This is a genomic window from Pedobacter alluvionis (assembly GCF_003664035.1).
Taxonomy (GTDB): domain Bacteria; phylum Bacteroidota; class Bacteroidia; order Sphingobacteriales; family Sphingobacteriaceae; genus Pedobacter; species Pedobacter alluvionis.
The window spans coordinates 13,563-36,456 of record NZ_RCCK01000011.1; the positions used below are offsets into that span (position 1 = coordinate 13,563).

Here is a 22,894-nt window from a genome sequence, read left to right on the forward strand (position 1 = left end):
CAATCTAAATTTTTCGATCATTTATCGTAATGCATTTATGGTATATGAAGCATTGACGTATGGGTACAACAAGTTAAAAACTTAATTATATCTAAATATGGCAATTTTCAATCCGGCATTTAAAATTACAATGGGTAACGAAGGCGGTTATGCTAATAATCCCAATGATAGCGGAGGTGAAACCTACGCTGGCATCGCAAAAAATTTCTGGCCAAACTGGGTGGGCTGGCCTGCGGTAAATCAAGCAGTTTCAACACATCCGCAAAATATCAATGCCACGCTTGCAGCCAATAGTGAGGTACAAAATCAGGTACAGGCTTTTTACAAACAAAATTTCTGGGATACTATTGGCCTGGATCAATTAAACGGGCAACAGCTGGCCAATCAGCTATTTGATACCGCTGTAAATATGGGCGTTGGTACAGCCTCCCGTTTCCTGCAACAGGCCGTAAACAATATCAGCCCAGGTAAGCTTACCGTAGATGGTGTGGTTGGGCCGCAAACCCTTGCTGCAGCCAACGGTATCGGGCAGGAAGCACTGTATAACCAGGTGATTCAAATCAGGAAACAGCGTTACCTGGCCATTATCGCAAATAACCCTTCTCAGGCACAGTTTGAGCGTTCGTGGTTTAGCCGTTTAACACCATTTAATCCGGCTTTGTCCTAATATAGTCTGAATATTATGAAAAGAATTTCAAGACTGATATTGGCCCTGATCGCTACAGGGCTAATTACTGGTTGTAAAGGAAATAGTCATTCTTACGACCTCCATAAAACATTGGCAATCATTACCATATCAGGAATAATCCTGATTTTTATTGCTTTAGCTTTATTTTCAAATATGCTCCGTGATGAAGTGAATGATGAGCCTCTCTTTGATGCCAATGCTGCAAAAATAAAAAAGCAAAAACGATTGCGGATCTTTAAAAGTACCAATCCGTTTAGTCTTTCGAGAGTACAATTAGGTGTATGGACAGTAGTCATATCATGCAGTTACATCTATCTACAACTTTGCATGGGTAATTGCAATGATACGGGATTAAATGAAACGGCTTTGATTCTAATGGGAATAAGTGCCGGTGTGGCAGCCGGAGGTACTATAATCGATAAGCGGGAAATACAAGATGGCCGCTTCAGGCATCAGAACAGCCCTTCAGAAGGTTTTTTCATTGATATTCTTTCAGATAATAACGGTATAAGTGTACACCGTTTCCAGAAGGTGATCTGGACTGTAATTGCTGTTATAATTTTTCTGAATAAAGTATACAGCATAAAAACAGGTTGTGCTTTACCCGAATTAAGTCAGACACTTTTATGGCTTACCGGTATAAGCAGTGCTGCTTATTTAACTTTAAAAACACAGGAGAATGGCCCTTCAATTGATCCTGCTGCTTCTAATGGCGGATTATCCGGTACAGGACCAATACCGCAACAAGATATGACTACAGTTCAACAGACAGCCCCTGCCACCGCTAATTCCGCACAGCCTGCAACAGTTACTTCTACTATAGCCAATCCGGCAATTGCTACAGGTGAAGTAACATCTTTCCCAAATAATGATAATACAACTACTCCCTAAAATAAGCTATGGCATAACAAAGAAAGCGGCAGGTTATTCTGGCGCTTTTCTTTTGAAAATGCTTTTTTTTTTAAAATGTACAGGTGAAGCCAGGCTTATCAGACATTACATATTGAAATGTTACTGTTATATCCTGTTTCTCGTTTTCTAACTTACACACGGCTAATGGCATCGTTAGACTGCAATTGTAAGTTGTCAATACCTCTTTACCGAATACCGTTATTTCGGTAAATAAATCAAGTCGGTTATGGGTTTCAGAAGCAGGTACCTGTAAAACCACTGGCTGCGGAAGCTGGAATTCCCGACTGGTACTATACACCAATCCTGCTTTTATCCTTTTGGGCTGATAATCCGGTATTGTAAAATGGTTGTATTCTTCTTCCCATCGGGTTAATACAGCTTCAACGGTTATGTTTTCCGGAATGAAAATAGCTTGTGGATTTAGTTGAGGAATAAGATTATTCATAATCGCCAGCTGGGGCTCCTTTCTTAACGCATTAAGCATCGTTTCTGAAATAACTATATCAAACTTCACATCTTCAGGAATTTGATAACGTGTTGCATCAGTACAAACAAAATCCATTACATAATCAAGTACACCCAATTGGCTGTATAATAAGCGTGCAGCATCAAGTGACTCAGCATTAACGTCCAGCAGGATAAACCTCACCTGCTGTGCGGTAAAAAGTGTTGTTAATGGTGTAAGCAAAGTAGCGTAAGGGCCACATCCTGCATAAAGTATATTAACTGTCTGATTTGGCCGTTCACTTAAAAACTGGCAGATGGCCTGATATATACCTCTTAAAAATTTACGCGTCCGATCAATCTCCATCAGGCAATGGGCTGCCTTTATGGTTGAAACCGCCTTACCACTTGGCAGATCAATATCTTTATCCGTAATATCACCTGCATTTACCCCTGTTGTACCAGCAAAAAGCAAATGGAGCTGATCTATCGCATTTTTAATATGCAAATAGTCCTCTTCAAAAAGTAAGGCATTAGTTGCGGCAGAAATGCTTTCGTTGCGTTGTTGAGTCGTTAATTCCACGTATATTTATACCTAATGCTAAAAGTAATACCAAACTAAAAGATTAAATTTAGCTCAGATTGATCCTTAATTATTAATTTATTTGAGCGTATTAAATACGGCATTTTAATTTATTATATAATCTTCGAATTTGGTATAGTGTTTATTTCCGTAGAAATCAACCATACAAAATCCTACCTGATAATTTCCTTTTGGTAGCCTTAAAAGTTTGATATCTAAAGCGGAGGGATCAATAATAGTAAGTTTGCCCAATTCAATACTCATTGATTCATCCAGGGCATTTTGACCCAGAAAAACAATTTCATCATGAGCTTGCAGGTCTTTAATCTTATCGGTAATGCCATCAGCAGAGATCTCCCGAAATCCGATCACTTTAGCCAAATTTTCCCCATCAACATTAAAATATTTTATAATCAGTTCTGCTTGTTTTCCATTCCAAAGCACAGGTACATTGTAAGATACACCTGATTGATTGGAAAGCCCCATAAATACACAAACATTGATATCGTTAATGCTGATCCACCTGGAATCCCATTTTTCATTACCCCCATATAAGGTGATATATCCACGGTGATCAACATTTGTATCATAGGCATCCAATCCATACGACACCAGCGTATGATCTCCTATTAATTTTCTGATATTTAAGTAAATCTTATTGGTGTTAACCAACATGGCAGCATTTAACTTTCTTCCCGAATCACTAACAAAAACGCTATCAGCACCGCCCCCAATTAATTCAGCTACATAATTTTCGATAAATTTTTCAAACGCTGTACTGAAAGGCGTTTTCAAATAATCATTTAATTGACTGGCCGTTTTTCTATTGTAATAAGGAAAATATACCGAAAGCCCCGAAATGGCATCTTTATCTAAATTTTTTGAATAAACATTGAATAAAACTGCATCCCGCATCTTTTTCTCGAAATCACTAAACAATGTGTCTGTACTTTTAGCTGCTATCTTAAAAAAGCTAAAAATATCAATCATATCTTCAGCCGCGAACGAAAAAGACGGCAATCCGAATGATTTGGACTTGGCCCGGTAATTTGACTTCTGTTTAAAAGCTTCCTTTGCGGGGTACGTTGAATTTAGATTTGCAGAAATGTTACTGATTAATTTTCCTACACTTATATTTAAAGCATCTACTTTATTAAGCGCTATTACAGACAATGTTGCCTGGAGATAGGGTTGAGACGAATAAGTATCAATATACGATTTTGCAATTCCCTCCAGAAGTTGAGCTGTTTTTAGGTTTGGATTGGTAGATAAGGAGTTGATGATATATTGATAATTCCAACCGTTACCAGGTTCGAGCTCTTGTGAGGCCACCATGTATTCAGCATAGGGCGCCAGTACAGTGGCGGTTTCAATGGTTGCCATTAAACAGGCATCAAAACCTATAAAATCCAGGTTCAAATCATTCTGGCTACGTTTCAAATCAGCAAAAGCCTCTCCCATTTCACGCAGCGACAGGGAAATATCTTCAGGAAATAATTCATCATATCCAAAACCGTGTACACTACCTCGTCCGTGATTCCAAAAAATCAAACCGTATCTTTCTGCCGGAAAGTTCTTTTTACTATAAGCGATAAAATCAACCAGGGTTGATGGGTTTCCTATACTTTTGTTTGCCGTAACTTTTACTTTTTCAAAACCGTCTTTAGTAACCTTGCTATAGGTAAGGCTATCACTGGAAATCGGCGCAGAAAGATGCCATTTTTTAGTCCCGCCATGCAAAATCACTGTTGCAAAATTATCATCAACGTTTTTATAGGAATGAGTAATTTCATTAATGTCTTCACTCGCCAACTGATGTTTACTTTCCAGGTCAGATCCATTCATATAGATCAGCAGTACAAAACTGCGTTTAGGCTCCAGGTTTTGAGCATGGCTTGTACCAGCGTAAAATATTAGTGCAGCCAATATTAATAGTAAATGGCGACTTTTTCTAATGAAACCCATTATCTTCTTGGATTAACTTGTGGAGGATTTCTAAATTGATAAATGGCTGCGGCCACAGCATCTTTAAATTCCTCACCATATTCATTCGTATTATCCGGAAATGTTTTCTTTAACAATTCTGATAATCCATCTGCATAATTCTCATTGGCTTGATCTATACTAAAATCGCTGTTGGCCTTAAATGATCTTTTAACTTTATTATTGTCTTCAATAACGTCATCCACTCTTAAAAACAAAGAACGTCTTTCGCTTCTTAAACTTCTTGCAACTGTTTTCTGATCGTTAATTTCCCTAACAAGGTCTAAGAGATCGGTCATCTGCTGGTCCATTTCACTTGAAATGTTTGCCCTGGCCTGGTTATCGCGTACCAATGTAATTACATCATCCAATGAACTTACAAACTCATCATCAAAGGCTTCCACACATTGGCGCTGTATCACTTCATTCTTGAGTTTCACCTCTTCTATTTCGCAAGTGTTTTGTTGCCAATCATCAGGTTGTTTTTCATATTCATCCAGGTATTTCTTATTCGATTCGAACAAGAAATCTTCTATCATTTCATGAAATTCCAGCAAGTCGTAATAGTCTTTTTTATTTTGCGCAATGCTTTGCAACTTAGGCGTTAATAAATTATAATCCGTTTCTGAACTTAAAGTTCTAAAAATACCGTTATTGATATTTGAGGTCACTTCCTTCGTTTTAGCTGATAATTTATCCTTCACAAAACCGGTGATCAAAGCACCAATATCATTCATCGCTTTATCCACATCTAACGAACCTTTTAACTTGATATCATTTCCAAAAACAGTTAACTCAAGTTCCGCTTCTATTTTCCTGGCATTAGACGTAAATTCCATACTTAATACAAACGATTTGATCCAGAGTAACCTGGTAATGGCGCTTAATATATTAGCTACTGCCTCTAAGGCTCCTGATGCGACCTTTCCTCCAAGGGTTAGTGCGGCCTTTGCTATTTCCAAAGCACCATAGGCTACGCCAATAGCCACATTAACACCCACCTTTAAAGTTTCATAATATAAAATCTGAGCTGAATAATAAATTTTATCATCCAGGCGCCACCAGGAAGCATCTTCTCTTCTATCAATATAACCCCGGATGTAATCGTTATATTCATTGATCGTATTACTCAAATTTAAAATCTGCTGTTGCGCTTCGGTCAATTTCCGGGTTGCATTTTCTATAGAGTTTTGAACGCTCCTGGCCGCATCACGCACGGCATTCTGCGCTTCTTCCAAAAGTTTGATAAATCCACTGGTATCGAATACCAAACGTGAACTAAACCCACTGCTCGAAAAATCTGCATAGTTTCCCTCCAGATGAAATAAAATTTTAAAGCCAACATATTGCAGTTCAAGATCAATGTATATCTTTCTGTCTTTAAGAAGCATCAAAGCATCTAATTGAAAGATATTTAAGATATTAACATAAGCACTTAAATAGAATTCGAGTTTTTTTGATGCACGGTTGATGTTTAAATACAGTACAGGGCCTTGAGCATCTGCCTTTATTAAAGCGCCAGCCAAACCTCCTTCTACAGGTTCCATAGGCATGGCCTTTCGGGATCTTGTCAATTCGAATATTCCCTTGATCTCAATTTTTGAAATTTCAATCAATGCCAGGATAGCATTACCAGGCTCTATAAGAAAAAGCCCTCTGGCTTTTACATTAAAGATTTCGATGGTGCCGCACAGAAAAAAACCGACATTCATCTGATAGTTTCCTATTTTGGTAGGCTGAGAACATATAAACAACTGGCAGTTTAAAGAAATGGCTCCGGATGAGTCGACACGATAATGCCGCATGGTTGAAGTATCGGTAAAGATAGATTGACGGCTGGTTCCCAACGCAGAAACCTGAAGATTTTCTGCGCCAGGTATGGCGAGTTCAGTGGGCAGGCTTGAATTAAAGTTCTTCAGGATTTCCGCTTTATTGGCCTTATCCGGATGAGATGGATACTCCCATTGGGGCATTTTAGCATTATTGATTTCAAAATCGGCTAAAGCCACCACATCAAGGAATTCTATGCCAGGAAAATCAACTTCCGCAATATCTACAATAATGTCCTTTAGGGAAGTCCTTCCCTTGGTAGAGGTGATTGCCGCGGTAATTAGCCCGATATTAGCCTGGCTAACAATAAACCCTGCAAAAATAGAAATATTATTGGTCGTTACCCGACCAGTCATCCCAAAAGTAAGCCCTGTGGCCCCCACACCAATCATCAAGCCTAAATCGCTCAGGCTGATCCTGGTGTTTAATGGTATCCTATAGTTTGAAGAAGCAGACAAGGTAAATGAGGAGACGGATAGGTTTCCGGCAAGAATAAAGGTTAACACATCGTCTTTTAAAGGAAAATTGAGCTTCCCTCCTGCTTCTAAGTAGAAACCATAATCCTTTTTAATCCCGAAGTATAAATTTTCAATCTCATAACCATCCTTTTTGATATCGGCGCTGATGAGCATCGCTTCAAATTTTGAAGCGTTCAGTGCTGCTCCTATAATCAGATCGATATGATCCAGACCAATTAATTGATAAAGCCCCTTTCCAAATGCACTTTCACTATTTTTCAAATCAAATAATGAGTTGGCAACCAATTGGTAATTACCATAGCGATCTGATAGGACCATTTCGGGAAAATGATCCGACGCATTTCGCTTCAAATATTGGTTGATGGCAAGGGAGGCTTTGTTTCTAACGATTAATGCTACTTTTTTTATACTAAAAAAAGTCATTGTGTCGTAAATGAACTGCTCTAATACATTTCCATCCCGAAAAAAAGTGGTATCTATGCTTAAAGACAACTGTTTAACATCCGCAAGCACAACCACATTGGTATAAAGCGAAGCTTTACCACCTGATATATTTTTATTATACAGAATCACCACAGACCAGATATCGGCAGATTTAAGCACCTGTGCTTTAAAAGTCCCGGGTAAGTTATTAAACAGCGTAAATTGGCTAGACAGTCCATTAACACCTAATTCATTGTTATTTAATAAATCTTTGATTTCAGCCCGACTGGTGTCAAGCTCTCCTAAAATCAATTTTTCATTGTTCCTTACAATAATGGTTACTGATGCATCTAACTCAAAAATCTTCCCGGTAGCAGAAAAAGCGAAGTTGGTATGGTTACTCATTTGAAATCAAAAATTATGCTCTTGCGACTGTGCTTAAAAGATATAGATCAACTTAGCTGATACTTATCATTTAATATTATTTTGCTTCAGCTATTTTTTTTTCAGGTGCATCAAGTTTCTTAACTAAACTTTCAATGGTATCTAAATTTAGTTGCTGCAATATCACATTCTTTTTGGTATTCCAGATTTTAAACGACAATTTCTCAATTTTCACGAATCCTAAATCAGGAATGGCACTTCCACAATCCACCTCAACGGCAAAGGCATATTCCGTATCATCTCCATTTTTATAGATATAAGCTGTTTTTAATGTGAATGTTAAGTTTTCTAAATTAAATTTACTTCCTTCTTTAGATTCGTTACTTATAGCGGTAAGGCTGTCTTCTATTTGCTTTGCGTTATCGTCATTGATAAAAGCTGCTTTAAAATCATCCATCATTTCTTTTAAGCTAACGCTTTTAACGTCCTTGATATCCATAGGCGCTAAAAGAAAAGCAGATTTCTCTCCTGTTTTCTCATAAACTGCTACTAATTTCGTTTTAAGTAATTGGAACTGTATGCCCAATTGAAGACTCATTACACTCATTTTTTAAAATTTGTTAATTTTCCCTACTCTTATGGCTTTTCGGATGATGCCCCGTTTGCGCTGTGGTCTCTGGTCTCCACTTTTGGTTATGATAAGATTATTTAGCAGATCGGTGTAGCTTGCTTAAGGCATCAACCACCAACCATTAATGTTTTCAATAATTAATAGCGCTACAGTTAAAACAAAAATATGAACCTGCAAAAGTTGGCTTACAATTTAGCCTGTATTGGGCTAAGCTTCTCAAAGCACACATTGGGATTATTGTTTTTTGCATATCAACTATATCTATGGTCGTTAAATCCATTTTTTAGACACAACTAAACATCAGCCACTTTATGGCTAACAAAAAGATTGGTCTTTAGACAATACAGCTGCAACGAGAAAGAGTTGTGACTTGAGAGCGTTGCATATCCGGATTGTTCCTTCAGAATTACCGTGGGATAATTCTGAACAGTTATTGCATCATTAGCAATTCACTGATTCACGAATATAATATTTTTATCATTCCAAATAAACATACTGAGCAAAAAATAATATTAAAACAGCACCCGGAAGAAGATGAAAATTGGCAGCTAAGCCATTACATCCAATGTAGTCATCATGGTGTATAGGCACCGCTGAATTGCGTTAAACCATCTTTCCGCATGGCTTCGATAATTAAACAGGTATAGGTAAAATCCCAGCTTGAAGTAACCTCTGAATTCTGATTAAGGCCATAAGGCCAGTAATGTTGGCTATCACCACTAATTTGGGCGGTATTGTCATTTGTGATCAACCTCAATATTGCAGTTACACTTGGTGCCTGCAGTTTACCGTTAACAAGCGTACTGCTCCACCACGAAGAAGTTCCGGTGCCTAAAGTGTGCGAAACTTCATGAAGCATTGTTCTGAGATTCTGATAGGAAGAATTGGTTCCAAACCGCATCCAACCCTGATTGTTGGCATCGGCTGTTGGTACACCATCAACATAATTAAGATATACATGTTTAGTAACAGAAGTATAGTTATTGAAATACCAGACTGCACTATCAATAGCAACCTGTAGCCTGCCGTATGCAGCGAGTTCTTCTGCGCCAGGGTTTTGAGATTTGTTAAAGGTATAGGTGAAGTTACCTTTTGCAATAGTTTTAAAGGTAACGTCATTACTATAACTTGTCCCTTTAGCATTAATGGCATAGGCCCTTGCATAATAGGTTGTTTTTGGGCTAAGGTCTTTTAAGCTCACCCTAAATTTACCAAGTCCGGCATTATTATGCTTCACTTTGCTGTTACTGATTGTCGGATTAGGTGAAGAAGCATAAACAATTCCTCGTTCTGTTACTGCATCACCACCATCTGTTAACACTTCAATATCTGCTGCTGCTACGGTTGAACCTATAATATACATGGGCGAAAAACCAAATGTGGCACTGGCGATACTGGCCGTGGTTAGTTCAATTTCATTGCCATAAGCTATACCTGCTTTATTTACGACAAAGGCCCTTACGTAATATTTGGTTGAAGCGGCTAGGCCCGTGAGCTGACTTGCAAAAACACCTGCACCATTAATGCTAACAACTCCAACCTTTTTGCCCTCAATAGTTGGTTTAGGTGATGTACTCCAGCAAATCCCCTGGTCGGTAACAGCAGAACTTCCCTTATCGGTGATGATTCCTCCGCTCATTGCACCAGTGGTTGTAATGTTAGTAAATGCAGTAGTAGTTAAACTTGCAACCTGAGCATTAGCTTCGGTTTTTGTTCCCGATGTTTCTGGTGCGTTTTCACCCTTTTTACATCCGCCGAACATCGCAAACATTAAACATGCTACAATAAGATGTTTTTTTGATTGAGTCTTCATAAATACACGTTATTAATATTAATAATTAAGACAACCTTAACAGAAATAGATTATCCAGGATAGTTAAATAATTAATGTCAGATGAACCTAATTAGAAATTATCGCTCTGCTGTATTTAGCGAAGGATATGATCAGTAGAAAGCGAACACGATAAAAGTATATCAGGAAATTAGATGCATTCCTGATAACTAAGAGACATTAATATAATATTAAATAACCAGCAGACTTCTTCGGAAGTCTGCTGGTTATACTTACAGGTAAACCTGTTTAAATAAGCCAACACTGCCAACTTTAATATATTGACCTGTGTTTGCTATTGAAACGGCAAAACCTATTGAAACAGTAGTTTGCTGTGTAAGCGTAAAATCTAACTTTCCATCTGAGATATTTGCGAAAGCTATCGATGCTGAAGTGATGTCAGCAACATTCGGGAGCGTGTTTCCGGCAGCAACAGAGATAAATCTTGAGCCTCCACTGTTTTGATCTATTCCATTTAAACGGAAGCTGTAAGTGCCAGCCGGAAGTGTAATTGTTTGATAAATCAATCCATTGGTAACAGGCGTAGTAATTCCCCAACCAGATTCAAATGACAATACGCCCACACCACTGCGCAATTCATAACCGCCATAACGATTACTGTTGATATTTTTAGCGCCAGCATTACTGATCCAGTCGGCTAGTGTACCCCATCTTGATCCGTCCCAGGTATCCCTGTTAAACGGGCCCGCGTTTTTTAGATAAGTTGATGTTACATCTTGTTCAACATAGCGTGGAATATACCTATCAACGAAGTCTGTTTTAAAAGTATCTACACAACTCGTATCAGGCAGAAATAATGTTCTATATTTCATACTTGAACTAGTTTTGAAATTCGCTAATACAGTACTGGTAGCATCAATAGGCACCTTTATGGTAACTGTTTGATTACTGTTATTTGTATATTGTACTTCTGTAGCAAATACCCCGGTTAACCTATCCATTCCAAGCCAATCAATTTTTGTTACTCCATCAGAACCTGTTTGTGCCAGACTTATCCCTCTGTTACTTAGGGATGCTTTGTAACGATCTCCATAAGACATACCAGTTTTATTCACAGGAATCGAACGATTTCCATCCTTATCATAAGTATAAATGGTAAAACTTTGCAAACCCTCTGCTACATTTGGAACAAAAATAGTTAAGCTGTCAACTGTATTTTTCTTAACTACCGGGATAGACAAAGAGTCTTTGAAATTATTCCAAAAAACTTTACACAAAACTACTTTAGGATCAGCAAGAAATAATGCCTTCAGTTGCACTCTATTATTTCCAGAGCTAATTTTAACAGAATCAATTTTTCCAGGATATGAAATTTCTCCTCCAGCTACATACTTCTTATAATCGTCAGCTTTAGTACAGGCTGCGAAAATACTTACAACTGCAAATAGGGCTGTAAGTCTCATCAGTTTTATTTTGTTAAACATGTTTATTCTTTTTATTGATGAATTTAACCTTACCTCGGATCTCCGTAACATTGTAATTCTGCAATACTCATAAATGTAGTACCCTGCCAATTACTGATGGACTTTATGCGTATATAGCGAACCTTCTTCACATTACCTGCAGGGAATGTATAACTAATGCCTGCATTAGCGAAAGCATAGTCTTCTGCTGTTTGCACACCATACGCACTTCCCGAAGGTTTTGCAGAATCGAAAGTACCTAATAGGGTCCAGTTATTGTAACTACCATCACCTGGTGGGTTATCACTTCCCCAAATTTCAAACTTTTTAATATTCCCTCCATAATAGTACGTTCTTCCTGCATTCAAATATTCAGGATAATTCCAGATCACGATACGGCTCATAATCGCAGACTGACCTAAATCAAAAGTTACCCACTGAGGAGTTAATGTACCTGTACTGGTTAATGAAACATTTGGCCAGTTGATGATATCACCATCCCACATTTTTGCTAAGCCAGTTGCAGTATACTGTTGTCCAACATCAGTAGGCAGGTTGACTGCTCTATATAAATTCTTAGCTAAAAGGGATTCATACAATGGCTTTAAAGTAGTATACAAGGTATCTGTATAATTCAACCACCTATCTCTTATCGTAACTGCAAATTTCTGCGAAGTAGTATCTAAACCTCTGATCGACTTATCAATATCAATTGCGGAGGTATAAATGTTATTTTTTGGATCGCCAACATATTTACCATCCTGAAATCGCAATACTTCAATGGAAAGATCGGCTTTGGCAGGATTTGTTGCCTGAAAATTCAAACCTGCAAAATCAGGAAGAACATTTAAACTTCTAAAAACCCCCCAGATTGGATTTTCTAAAGGTTTAATTTTAACTACTACAGGATCGGAGGCAACCTCACTCCGATTTACTGCATATAATTTGATCTCATGAAAATCTGTATCTCCAAACCCCTCAACAAGCAAAGAATTATTGTAGTATGAGGACTTTACTTCCATCTGTTGACCATTCTTGAGACTATATATTGCTTTCACATAAAGCAAATCTTTATCTGAAGGCAATTTATACGATAATTTGGCGTTACCGGGTCCACTTTCTACAGTCACACTGCTTACCTGACCTGGAGGTGTTGTGTTATTTTCAAGTGGTATTAATTCATCTTGCTTGCAAGAATACATTAAGGAGATACCACTAATAAAAACAAATAGTAATTTATTTAATGCTTTCATTTTTATAATTTTAATTATCGTTTATTACCATCCAGGATTTTGAACCAATTTTCTATTAACTGTTAAATCATACGTTCTTATAGGCCACAAATAATCTCTGGGCGATATAAAATTCTGATTAAATATTGTTCTGACACGATAATATTCTTCTGATGTAGGTTGATAAATACTCCAGCCTGTAATTGGCTGATTAAAGAGCTCAGCGGCTCTCTTCCAACGTTTAATATCCCAGTAGCGACTTCCCTCGAAGGCCATTTCGATCATCCGTTCTTGTTGAATGATTTGACGCATACCATCTTTTGTAGTATATTTTGCTGGACTCGTAGAGTAGTTCGACCATGATACCTCTACAGATAGCAAACCTGCCCTGGAACGAATTCTGTTGATATAATCAAAAACTTCCTGAGAAGGAGAACCTAAACTCTCATTTAAGGCTTCAGCGTACATTAAGTATAGATCCGCTAATCTAAGTTCAGGCCATGCATAGGATCTGTATGTTACATTATTCTCAGAATGAGCCATGTTCCAATCAACAACCTTTTTAACAAAATAACCTGTTTCATTATACCAGCCAAAGTTATTAGCTCCTGAAATTTGATTAGATTTAGCTTCTACAGTATAGGTGCCTTCATCTGTATTACCTGGACTATCATACTTAAAGAAAGTACTGCCATCAAAGGCCAAATCAGCATAAAAACGCGGTTCCCTATCGAAATTTAGCCTCGCAGTAGTATAACCTTCTTTTATATAAAATCGTTCAGCCTTAACTGCTTTTCTCAACGAATAGCGATTGGTAAAATCAAGGGTCTTATCTTCATTTATAGGAACACCATTTTTACTGTAAAACATCTCTGCTATTTTAATCGGAGGAGCAAGTTGCTGTCTGGCCTGGCCAACCGGAACAGGATTTGCACCATCTAAGCGTGGCATTGCAACTCCTTGTAAAAAGCCTGTTGTACTATTCGGATTACCCCATACCGTTTCAGAGTTCAGTCCAAAACGTTCTGTGAGCGCTCCTTTTATAGTTAATTGCCTTTTAGTAGAGTCAGAAATTTTCATCGCTGTTGTGCCAGGGAAAGTATATAGTTTGAAACCTGCAGCTTCTGAGGCATCAATGGCAGCTTTTGCAGCATCAGCTGCTTTTTTCCATTTATTGGCGTCATAAGTGGTATTAAATAGTGCTATCCCATCTTTATCTTTGAAGCCCGAGTAATCTGAATTTCCATTAAATAACGGACTCGCTGCTGTTAGTAGCACTTTTGCCTTAATAGCTAAAGCTATTGGCTGTGTAATACGACCTAATTCGAGCGTTTTATCCCTTATACGTTGAGGTAAATCCGGAGTAGCCTGATCCAACAGACCAACAACGTAATTAACACAATCATCAAAAGGCATACGCTTAACCTTCACCTCATCTTCAGAAGCACTGATTGGAAGATTTGTATCTACAATTGGTATTGGGCCATACATTCTCATCAGTAGAAAATTATAATAGGCTTTCAAAAACTTAACTTCAGCAATCCAGCGTTTGCGTTCATCTAATTGTAAATCCGGAATCTTTGTTTCATCTGAAACATTTTCCAAAAAGATATTACAATTTCTAATGGCTTGCCAATAATTTTTCGATAGTGACCTATCACCATCACTCCATGAATTAAATAACGGATTAGCCGCATTCTGATTTCCTCTGGCTATTCTCCAGCCTTCAGAGATAAATTCACGTTCATCTAAGGACGTCCATATTTCATCACCAGTCATATATCCCATGTTGGCTAAGGGATTTCCGTTCGAAGGCATGAAGGAATAGCAGGTAAACAAATACTTTTCTGCTTCGTTTCTTAAGCTAAAAGCATTGTCTAATGTCGCTACGTTATCCGGAACAATATCCAGATATTTTTTACACGATGCCAACGATAACATAAGCAAAAATGCGATGGCACCGTACCGTATAGCACTGAGTTTATTGTTTGTTTGGATTAAAATATTTTTATTTTTCATAATTCTACAAATCATCCTAAAATTTTAAACTTAGACCTACATTATAAACTACTTGTAGTGGATAACCAATTCCATTACCTCCCATTTCTGGATCCCATAATTTATAAGCACTTAAAACTGCCAGGTTAGTAGCACTTAAATAAAGTCTTGTTGTCTTAATACCCAATTTCTGTTGCAGCTTAGTTGGAAGATTATAACCTATCTCTGCACTTTTTAATCTTAAAAAGCTACCATTTCGCATCCACCATGTAGATGTAGGTAAATTATTTTGAACATACGTACTACTTAAACGTGGCCATAACGCATAGGTATCGCGATTTTGTTCAGACCAATGACTATCTGCAATTGCTTTTAGCAAACCAGTTTGTATCGCATTGGCATTGTCAGTAAATTGATTATTGATCATTTCCCGCCCTAATACAAATGGAGTGATATTATATGGATTGATAAAGAATGATGAACGCGCTGATCCCTGTAAGAATACTGAAATATCGAATCCTTTATAGCCGATTGTGCCGCCAAAGCCATAGATAATTTCAGGAGCCGTAGGTAAGCCTATAGGCACCCGGTCAGCATCCGTTACTAAACCATCGCCGTTCACGTCCCGGTATTTGATATCTCCGCCACCATAAGTTAACCCCGGCACTCCCCCTAGCTGTACGGGTGAATTTTTTGCTTCCTGATCATCAATAAATAACCTTTCTGCAATTAACCCGTATGATTGCGCAGCAGAGTTACCAGCAATATAGCGGTAGGCTTCATTGCTATCGTAACTAGGTTCATCAGCAATTAGCACCTTACTTGCCGCGTATGTAAAGTTTCCTCTCAATTGTAAAGATATTCCATTACCAAATGTTTTGTTATAATTAGTATTGAAATCCATACCTCTACTTTCCATTTTGTTCGTATTAGCACGAATATTGGCCTGTAATCCCATCGTACTTGGGATAAATGTACGTGAGGTTAAGATGTTGGAGCGGGTTTGTTTATAAACCTCAACAGTAAAGTTTAAGTCTCTGAACAAGGTCAAATCCATAGCAAGATTAAGCTGTTTAGAGCGTTCCCATGTAATTAAGTTATTTGGATATCTTGAAACCGAGATACCAGGTCTGTAGTAAGCTCCGTCTTCACCAAATTGTGCACCATAGCCGCCATTCTCCATTTGTACTGATGAAAGATAAAAGAATCTATCAGTAGACGTCCCTATTATATCATTACCGGAAAATCCATACGTACCTCTGATTTTTGCTGATGTAATCACCTTTTCAAGTGGTTTAAAGAACTCAGCATTTGAAATGAAATAACCTAAACCGAACGAAGGAAAAAACCCAAAACGATTATTAGGGGCGAAGCGTTCAGTTCCATTATAACCAAAGTTAAATTCTGCAAGATATTTACTATCGTATGTATAGTTAACACGTCCGGCTACACCTTGATTACGTGAAGGCAAAGATGATTGTAAATCCCCGGCATTACCCGACAGAAAGTTTCTCATGGTCGTAATTAACATGGAGCTTACATCATGTTTTCCAAAAGTTCTTGCATAATTGGTCGCTAGTTCAGCATAAAATATAGAATTCAAGTCCTTTGAACCTTGTGAATAATCAAGATATTCGGTTCCGAGAGGCCTGACTAATGAAGTATTTCCGCCATTCAATAAACTTAGTGATACACTACCATCAGGTTGTGCTGTTGAAGAATAGTAAAAAGGATTGTATCTTCTTGAAACATCAAAATAAGAGTACCTACGCGCATAAGTCATAAAGCGAACGTTCAAGCCGGGAGTAAGGTCTTTCAAATCTTGCTTTATTTCGATTTGTGTCTGTAATGTAGAAGAATTCCGATCCTGATAACCTCTTACCATTTCTGCGTAAGGGTTCATATAAAGATTTCCGTTAGGCGAAATTACATTACCAAATAACGGGTGTTTGGCATAAGATTGATAACTTGATGGATAAACAGCTGGAAAGGCTACAGGATTAGACCACAATGCCCTGTTAAATGCGAGTCCACCACCACCTACAGGCCCCGTATAATCATCAAATTGACCAGATACTAATATATCGGCAGTAGTAGTGTTAGTTAAATTAATAGTTACGTTAGAACGAACAGCATAATTTTTCAGCTTAATATTACTATTAAAATTATTTACGTCATCTACCTTCAATACACCATTATCAATATTATAAGTACCAGATAGATAATAAACAACTTTAGAACCACCACCGGTGATGTTTAAATTAAATCTTTGGTTGAGTGTATATTTTTTAATTAGCTGATCAATCCAGTTATTGTTTGGGTATAAAAGCTCGTTCTCTCCAGCGGCAGTAGCATCTATCTTATTCCGCTGGTATGGTAATTGAGATAGCCTGTTACGTGTTAATGCACCTTCATTTGCCAGGTTCATATAAGTCACGTTATCTGCAAATTTAAAGTTTCGGGTGTTACCTGAAACAGAATTCTCTGCCCGGAAGCTAAACTGAGTTTCTCCGGCCTGACCTCTTTTAGTTGTGATTAACAGTACGCCATTAGCACCCCTGGCGCCATATACAGCAGAAGCCGCAGCATCTTTCAACACACTGAATGTAGCCACATCATCCGGTTGTAAACGGGCTAAGTCGTTTTGAGTTGATTCCGCGCCGTCAATCAAAATCAAAGGGTCTTGTTTGCCGGCACCGAATGTACCCAAACCTCTAATGAAAAAAGAAGCGTTATCTGATCCTGGCTCTCCGCTTCTTTGGAAAGCAACCATACCCGCTACCCGACCAGCTAACATGGTAGTTAAGTTACTGGTTGGTCCCTTTAATTCTTTTGGATTGATTGTAGTAATGGAACTTATCAAACTTGCTTTTTTCTGTGTTCCATAACCTACTACTGCGACCTCTTCAAGTGAATTCGCATCTGATTTAAGTACAATATTAATCACATAGGTTCCATCAGCTGATTTTTCATAATCTGCAACTGTTTTAGTTTGTGGTTTATAACCCACCAGGCTAAAAAGCAATTTACCTGATCTCGGTAATTTAATAGTGTACCTCCCCTGGTCATCCGTGGATATTCCACGAATTGTTCCGGATACCTTAACGTTTGCCCCGGGTAAACCGCCTACAGTATCCTTCACTAGCCCCTTAACAGTTACTTCACTTTGTGCAGAAGCAGAAAAACAAAAGCCCATGAACATCATTATGCCCACAAGCGTTCGGAATACGCTTCCACGGAAAAATAAACAGCCCGAATTTTGAGCCTTCTTTTTGTAGATTTTTCTCATTGTTTGATTTTAGTTTGTTATAGTTTGTTGATTAGTTTATTCATGAGCCTACCAATCATCATACGGTCATTTCCTTATGATGGCAGACATGCTTACTTTGCAAAACTCAGCTGAAAGCTTTTCTAGTTACTGAAAAAGCTTAATGATAATTAGGCAAAATCATCTATATATAGATAACTATAAATAGGTGTTATTCGAATGTTTAGGATAGTTTGTTTTTCTTCATATCTTCATTGTTATATTTGGTTATAACAAATTAACTACTAAAATCCCTACCCGAGTGAGGGGCAATATGGTAAATTTAAGGGGCCAAATTAATACAAAAGGACTATCAAATGCCTTATTAAGTGAATATTATAAAATTAAAACGTTGGACTGACTCTTAATTTTTTCGCAAAGAATAAGATTACTGAAGAATGAGGTTTTGAAGGATACAGAAATGATTTGTTGCTTAAATCGGTTCCTCGATAGCTTAGCTACAGGTCTTTCAGATGATTACCTTTAAATTAGCAAAACTTAATTAAAAGAAACTACACAGATACCAGCTCTTCACTTCGATATTACTAAATAAAATGTGCCCCATCCATCATCAAATTTAGGATATACTTAACAAACCATTTTGTAATGGGCTTGTTGTTTCTATCTTTGTACCCGGTCTTGGCATTGCCGCTTCCGGAAACTTGGGCGAATTTTAAAAAGCAGTTTTTTTTTTATAAAAAGTCCCCGTTTCGAAACAAAATTGCCTTTAAACATTCTAAAATAAGAAGCTAACATGTCTGACGAGAAAATAATCTTTTCAATGGCAGGAGTAAATAAAATTTACCCTCCACAAAAACAGGTTTTAAAAAATATTTACCTTTCTTTCTTTTACGGAGCCAAAATCGGAGTTATCGGTTTAAATGGTTCTGGTAAGTCATCTCTTTTAAAAATCATTGCCGGTTTAGATAAATCTTACCAGGGCGAAGTGGTTTTCTCACCTGGTTATTCGGTGGGTTATTTAGCGCAGGAGCCAATCTTAGACCCGGAAAAAACTGTTCGCGAGGTGGTTGAAGAAGGCGTTGCCGAAGTTACTGCCATTTTAAAAGAATACGAAGAAGTGAATGAGGCCTTTGGTTTGGAAGAAAACTATTCTGATCCAGATAAAATGGATAAGTTAATGGCCAGACAGGGTGAACTTCAGGATAAAATCGATTCCCTAGGTGCCTGGGAAATTGATTCGAAATTAGAAAGGGCCATGGATGCCTTACGTTGTCCTGATCCGGATACTAAAATTGGTGTATTATCAGGTGGGGAGCGCCGCCGGGTGGCCATGTGCCGTTTATTGCTTCAACATCCTGACGTATTATTATTGGATGAGCCTACCAACCACTTGGATGCTGAAAGTATCGATTGGTTAGAACAATTCTTACAAAATTACGAAGGAACCGTTATTGCAGTTACCCACGATAGGTACTTCCTGGATAACGTTGCCGGATGGATTTTAGAGTTAGACCGCGGCGAAGGCATTCCCTGGAAAGGAAATTACAGCAGCTGGTTAGATCAGAAAGCAAAGCGTTTATCACAAGAAGAGAAAACAGAAAGCAAACGCCAGAAAACATTAGAACGTGAGTTGGAATGGGTACGCATGGCTCCAAAAGCACGTCATGCAAAATCTAAAGCCCGTTTAGCCAACTATGATAAATTAGCTTCAGAAGATGGCAAAGAAAGAGAAGATAAATTAGAACTGTTCATCCCTGCAGGCCCACGTTTAGGGAATGTGGTTATTGAAGCCACAAACGTTACCAAATCTTATGGCGACAAAGTATTATTCGATAATTTAAACTTCTCCCTTCCTCCCGCAGGTATTGTTGGGATTATTGGCCCCAATGGTGCAGGTAAAACCACTTTATTTCGTTTAATTACCGGACAGGAAGAAGCAGACGCTGGTACTTTCCGCGTAGGCGAAACGGTTGAACTGGGTTATGTAGATCAGATGCACAATGATTTAGATGCCGATAAAACGGTATATGAAAACATTACCGATGGATTAGACAATATACAATTGGGTACTAAAGCCGTTAACGGACGTGCTTATGTTTCAAAGTTCAACTTTAATGGTGGCGATCAACAGAAAAAAGTTGGTATTCTATCGGGTGGTGAGCGTAACCGCGTGCACCTGGCCATTACCTTAAAAAAAGGAGCCAATGTATTGCTACTGGATGAACCAACCAATGATATCGACGTAAATACTTTACGTGCACTGGAAGAAGCTTTAGAAAACTTTGGAGGCTGTGCTGTGGTGATCAGTCACGACAGGTGGTTCCTGGATAGGATCTGTACACACATTCTTGCTTTCGAAGGTAACTCTGAAGTTTATTTCTTCGAAGGTAACTACTCAGATTACGAGGAAAACCGCAAGAAACGCCTGGGTGATGTTACCCCAAAACGAATCAGATACAAAAAATTAGATTAATATAAAGTCCCGATAAAATCGGGACTTTTTTGTTTGAGATGATTGCGTTAATAAAAAACTATTAATTGTTTCTGACTGGAAATATTCTTAGAGATTGAAAATAAATTAGCATAGATATAACTTAATCGCATCTAAAGTTTCAATTATTTAAATGTGTTACTGTTCTCAAAGAAGTCAAGTTTTTAAAACTTGACTTCTTTTATGCATACCATTATATAGATGGCTGAAAAGGATTTAGCCTTTGGTTTTCTTTCGCTTTGCGTTTGCCCCTGAAAAAGAAATACAGGTTGATAAATAGCATAATGCCCAGGTAAATGGCAAAGCCACCTATTTTAGAACTTAGCGCTTCAACCAGACTGCGGTAATCGTTTGCACTGATGGTAATCTTCATAATGAGGAGTGCGAAACCGATATTGAGCAGGTAAAAACCCGTTTCAAAAAGTTTGTTCGTTGCGTTGGCAATCTCTTCCCTTCCCTTAAAAATATCCAACATATATATCTTACTGTTTTTGAAAAGCGTTTTTGAAACATAAAAAGTCAAAAAAAGTGCAATTGGTAAATAAAATGCATAGCCGATTAAAATTTTTGTCGTTTCCATAATGAAAAGTTTAAGTTGTTATTTTATTAATTTATGAATGGTTTTGGTAAGCAAATAGATATTTAAATAATGAAGAATCGACAGGATGCAAACAATAGTCGCCACTTTTAACGCCATCACTTCTACGAGCTGCTGCGATGAAAGAATTGTCTCCCAGCCTACCAATGTCATGGCACAATAGCCAATATTGACCAGGTAATAAGAGACCAATAGTGACTTATTAATCTGTTGACAGAGATCCAGGTGATCAGGAATGAGTTCGGCTACGAAGATATTTCCATTGCGGTAACATATCTTCCCTACCACTACGATGATGAATACGATAACCGTTATAAAGATGGCATATCCGAGTATATTGTAGTCCATAACCAACAATTTAATTATTTAACTTTCAGTAAAAATTGAAAATATAGATTAAAAAAATAAGCCTGTTCTAAGGCATTATATAAATCTTTTTATCTCATTTTCTCTTTCACGATGTAAAAGTAAATTAAATTTATTAAACTTTCAAATATTACTGAAAATTAATTAAAAACAAAGTCGCATGTCATTACGAATGGCAATTAAGGATTTTATTAGTTTCCGATTTATTAAAGATTCTTCACTGCGTTCAGAACGACAGCAAAGGAAAGGTAATTTTATTTACGCAGTTGCTCCCTCAAGCTATCGTCATTTCGAGCGGAGTGCTCAGCGAAGCTAAATCTATCCAGGCAGATCTTTCCGTTTCGCTGCGCTCTGGTCGAGACGACTTGCCCTGGATTTGACAGCTATCAGATACAATGAAGGAACTTTTACTATAGATTTCAACTTTACCAGAAGATTCTTCACTGCATTCAGAATGACATAAACAGGAAAGTTGGTTCAGTTTTACGGTAGTCAGGCTTCTACAAAACGCTAACCAATAAACTAATGACTGATGAACCAATGAACTTCTAGTGTCTATTTTTCAAAGCTTTTTTAATCGCCACATCCGTTACCCCTTCCATTATTTTATAACCGGCGAGGTTAGGATGAACCCCATCAACCGTCAATTCGGCACGCTGTCCCTTTCTTTCATCAACCAATGGTGTCCAATAATCTAAAATGGTATAATTTCTCTCTTTGGCATAGGTCTCAATCTTTTCGTTTAAATCAACGATGATATCGGCTGCCTTAATCTGCTTATTCCATGGATATTCATAAACAGGCAAATATTTACAAAGTATTACCTTAATACGGTGTAATCTTGCCAGTTCTGCCATCGATTTAATATTATCCATAATCTTATCTATAGTCACATGGCCTGTATTGCCTGCAATGTCATTACTACCAGCCAAAATAATCACCGCTTTTGGCTTAAGGTTAATCACATCCTGCCGAAAACGGATCAGCAGTTGCGGCGAAATCTGCCCACTTATTCCCCTATCCACATAAGTATTCCGGCTAAAATATTCAGGATTTTTCTGTTTCCAGAATTCGAATATCGAACTCCCTAAAAAAACAACCCTTTTTTCTTTTCTGGTTGGTGGTGGTAAAAGCTCATTTTCTTTCTGATACTTCGTTAACGCTGCCCAATCGTCGGCAAAATTTTCTTTTTTGGGTTTATTGTTTAACGAATCTACTTTCTCATCCTGTGCGAATAAAGCATGGCCAGAAATCAGTAAAATAAAAAGCAGGATTTTATTCATAAGGTAAATTGCAAAATATAACGAAACACTAAACTAAATAATCTGG

15 protein-coding genes are annotated in these 22,894 nt (G+C 37.7%); 3 read left to right on the forward strand and 12 right to left on the reverse strand.

The window, feature by feature from the left end; translation table 11 throughout:
* Positions 1 to 97 precede the first annotated feature (97 nt).
* Both BCL90_RS07860 and BCL90_RS07865 read left to right on the forward strand, forming a co-directional pair.
* On the forward strand, positions 98 to 667 hold the full coding sequence (locus tag BCL90_RS07860; RefSeq protein ID WP_121283496.1) for a glycoside hydrolase family 108 protein: 570 nt from the start codon (positions 98 to 100) through the stop codon (positions 665 to 667).
* Between the two features lie 15 nt (positions 668 to 682).
* Complete coding sequence (locus BCL90_RS07865; RefSeq protein WP_121283497.1) at positions 683 to 1,579, forward strand: hypothetical protein; 897 nt, start codon at positions 683 to 685, stop codon at positions 1,577 to 1,579.
* Between the two features lie 70 nt (positions 1,580 to 1,649).
* Here BCL90_RS07865 and BCL90_RS07870 read toward each other — a convergent pair whose 3' ends face one another.
* From BCL90_RS07870 to BCL90_RS07910, 9 genes are all read right to left on the reverse strand, one after another.
* The gene (locus BCL90_RS07870) at positions 1,650 to 2,627 is read right to left on the reverse strand and encodes a methyltransferase domain-containing protein (RefSeq protein WP_121283498.1); all 978 of its coding nucleotides are present in this window, start codon (positions 2,625 to 2,627) and stop codon (positions 1,650 to 1,652) included.
* Between the two features lie 105 nt (positions 2,628 to 2,732).
* The gene (locus tag BCL90_RS07875) at positions 2,733 to 4,553 is read right to left on the reverse strand and encodes a clostripain-related cysteine peptidase (RefSeq protein ID WP_166792129.1); all 1,821 of its coding nucleotides are present in this window, start codon (positions 4,551 to 4,553) and stop codon (positions 2,733 to 2,735) included.
* Positions 4,554 to 4,591: 38 nt separating this feature from the next.
* The gene (locus BCL90_RS07880) at positions 4,592 to 7,747 is read right to left on the reverse strand and encodes a hypothetical protein (RefSeq protein WP_121283500.1); all 3,156 of its coding nucleotides are present in this window, start codon (positions 7,745 to 7,747) and stop codon (positions 4,592 to 4,594) included.
* Positions 7,748 to 7,823: 76 nt separating this feature from the next.
* Complete coding sequence (locus BCL90_RS07885; protein ID WP_121283501.1) at positions 7,824 to 8,333, reverse strand: hypothetical protein; 510 nt, start codon at positions 8,331 to 8,333, stop codon at positions 7,824 to 7,826.
* Between the two features lie 598 nt (positions 8,334 to 8,931).
* Complete coding sequence (locus BCL90_RS07890; RefSeq protein ID WP_134380492.1) at positions 8,932 to 10,170, reverse strand: hypothetical protein; 1,239 nt, start codon at positions 10,168 to 10,170, stop codon at positions 8,932 to 8,934.
* A 251-nt stretch (positions 10,171 to 10,421) separates the two neighbouring features.
* Entirely contained in the window at positions 10,422 to 11,633 is a 1,212-nt protein-coding gene (locus BCL90_RS07895) for a DUF4998 domain-containing protein (protein ID WP_166792128.1), read from the reverse strand.
* 29 nt (positions 11,634 to 11,662) lie between these two features.
* Positions 11,663 to 12,865 (reverse strand): DUF5000 domain-containing lipoprotein, encoded by a 1,203-nt coding sequence (locus BCL90_RS07900; RefSeq protein ID WP_121283504.1) that lies wholly within the window; start codon positions 12,863 to 12,865, stop codon positions 11,663 to 11,665.
* A 24-nt stretch (positions 12,866 to 12,889) separates the two neighbouring features.
* Positions 12,890 to 14,863 carry a RagB/SusD family nutrient uptake outer membrane protein gene (locus BCL90_RS07905; RefSeq protein ID WP_121283505.1) on the reverse strand — a complete coding sequence of 658 codons (1,974 nt, stop codon included), beginning with the start codon at positions 14,861 to 14,863 and terminating at the stop codon, positions 12,890 to 12,892.
* Between the two features lie 16 nt (positions 14,864 to 14,879).
* Complete coding sequence (locus tag BCL90_RS07910; RefSeq protein WP_166792127.1) at positions 14,880 to 18,131, reverse strand: SusC/RagA family TonB-linked outer membrane protein; 3,252 nt, start codon at positions 18,129 to 18,131, stop codon at positions 14,880 to 14,882.
* 772 nt (positions 18,132 to 18,903) lie between these two features.
* Between BCL90_RS07910 and ettA the strand changes: the two genes are divergently transcribed.
* Positions 18,904 to 20,583 carry an energy-dependent translational throttle protein EttA gene (gene ettA, locus BCL90_RS07915; protein WP_121283506.1) on the forward strand — a complete coding sequence of 560 codons (1,680 nt, stop codon included), beginning with the start codon at positions 18,904 to 18,906 and terminating at the stop codon, positions 20,581 to 20,583.
* A 211-nt stretch (positions 20,584 to 20,794) separates the two neighbouring features.
* Here the strand turns inward: ettA and BCL90_RS07920 are convergent, their stop codons facing one another.
* The 3 genes from BCL90_RS07920 to BCL90_RS07930 form a co-directional block, all read right to left on the reverse strand.
* Complete coding sequence (locus BCL90_RS07920) at positions 20,795 to 21,181, reverse strand: hypothetical protein (protein ID WP_121283507.1); 387 nt, start codon at positions 21,179 to 21,181, stop codon at positions 20,795 to 20,797.
* Between the two features lie 18 nt (positions 21,182 to 21,199).
* On the reverse strand, positions 21,200 to 21,547 hold the full coding sequence (locus tag BCL90_RS07925; RefSeq protein ID WP_121283508.1) for a hypothetical protein: 348 nt from the start codon (positions 21,545 to 21,547) through the stop codon (positions 21,200 to 21,202).
* A gap of 566 nt (positions 21,548 to 22,113) precedes the next feature.
* Positions 22,114 to 22,848 (reverse strand): GDSL-type esterase/lipase family protein, encoded by a 735-nt coding sequence (locus tag BCL90_RS07930; RefSeq protein ID WP_121283509.1) that lies wholly within the window; start codon positions 22,846 to 22,848, stop codon positions 22,114 to 22,116.
* Positions 22,849 to 22,894: the final 46 nt, after the last annotated feature.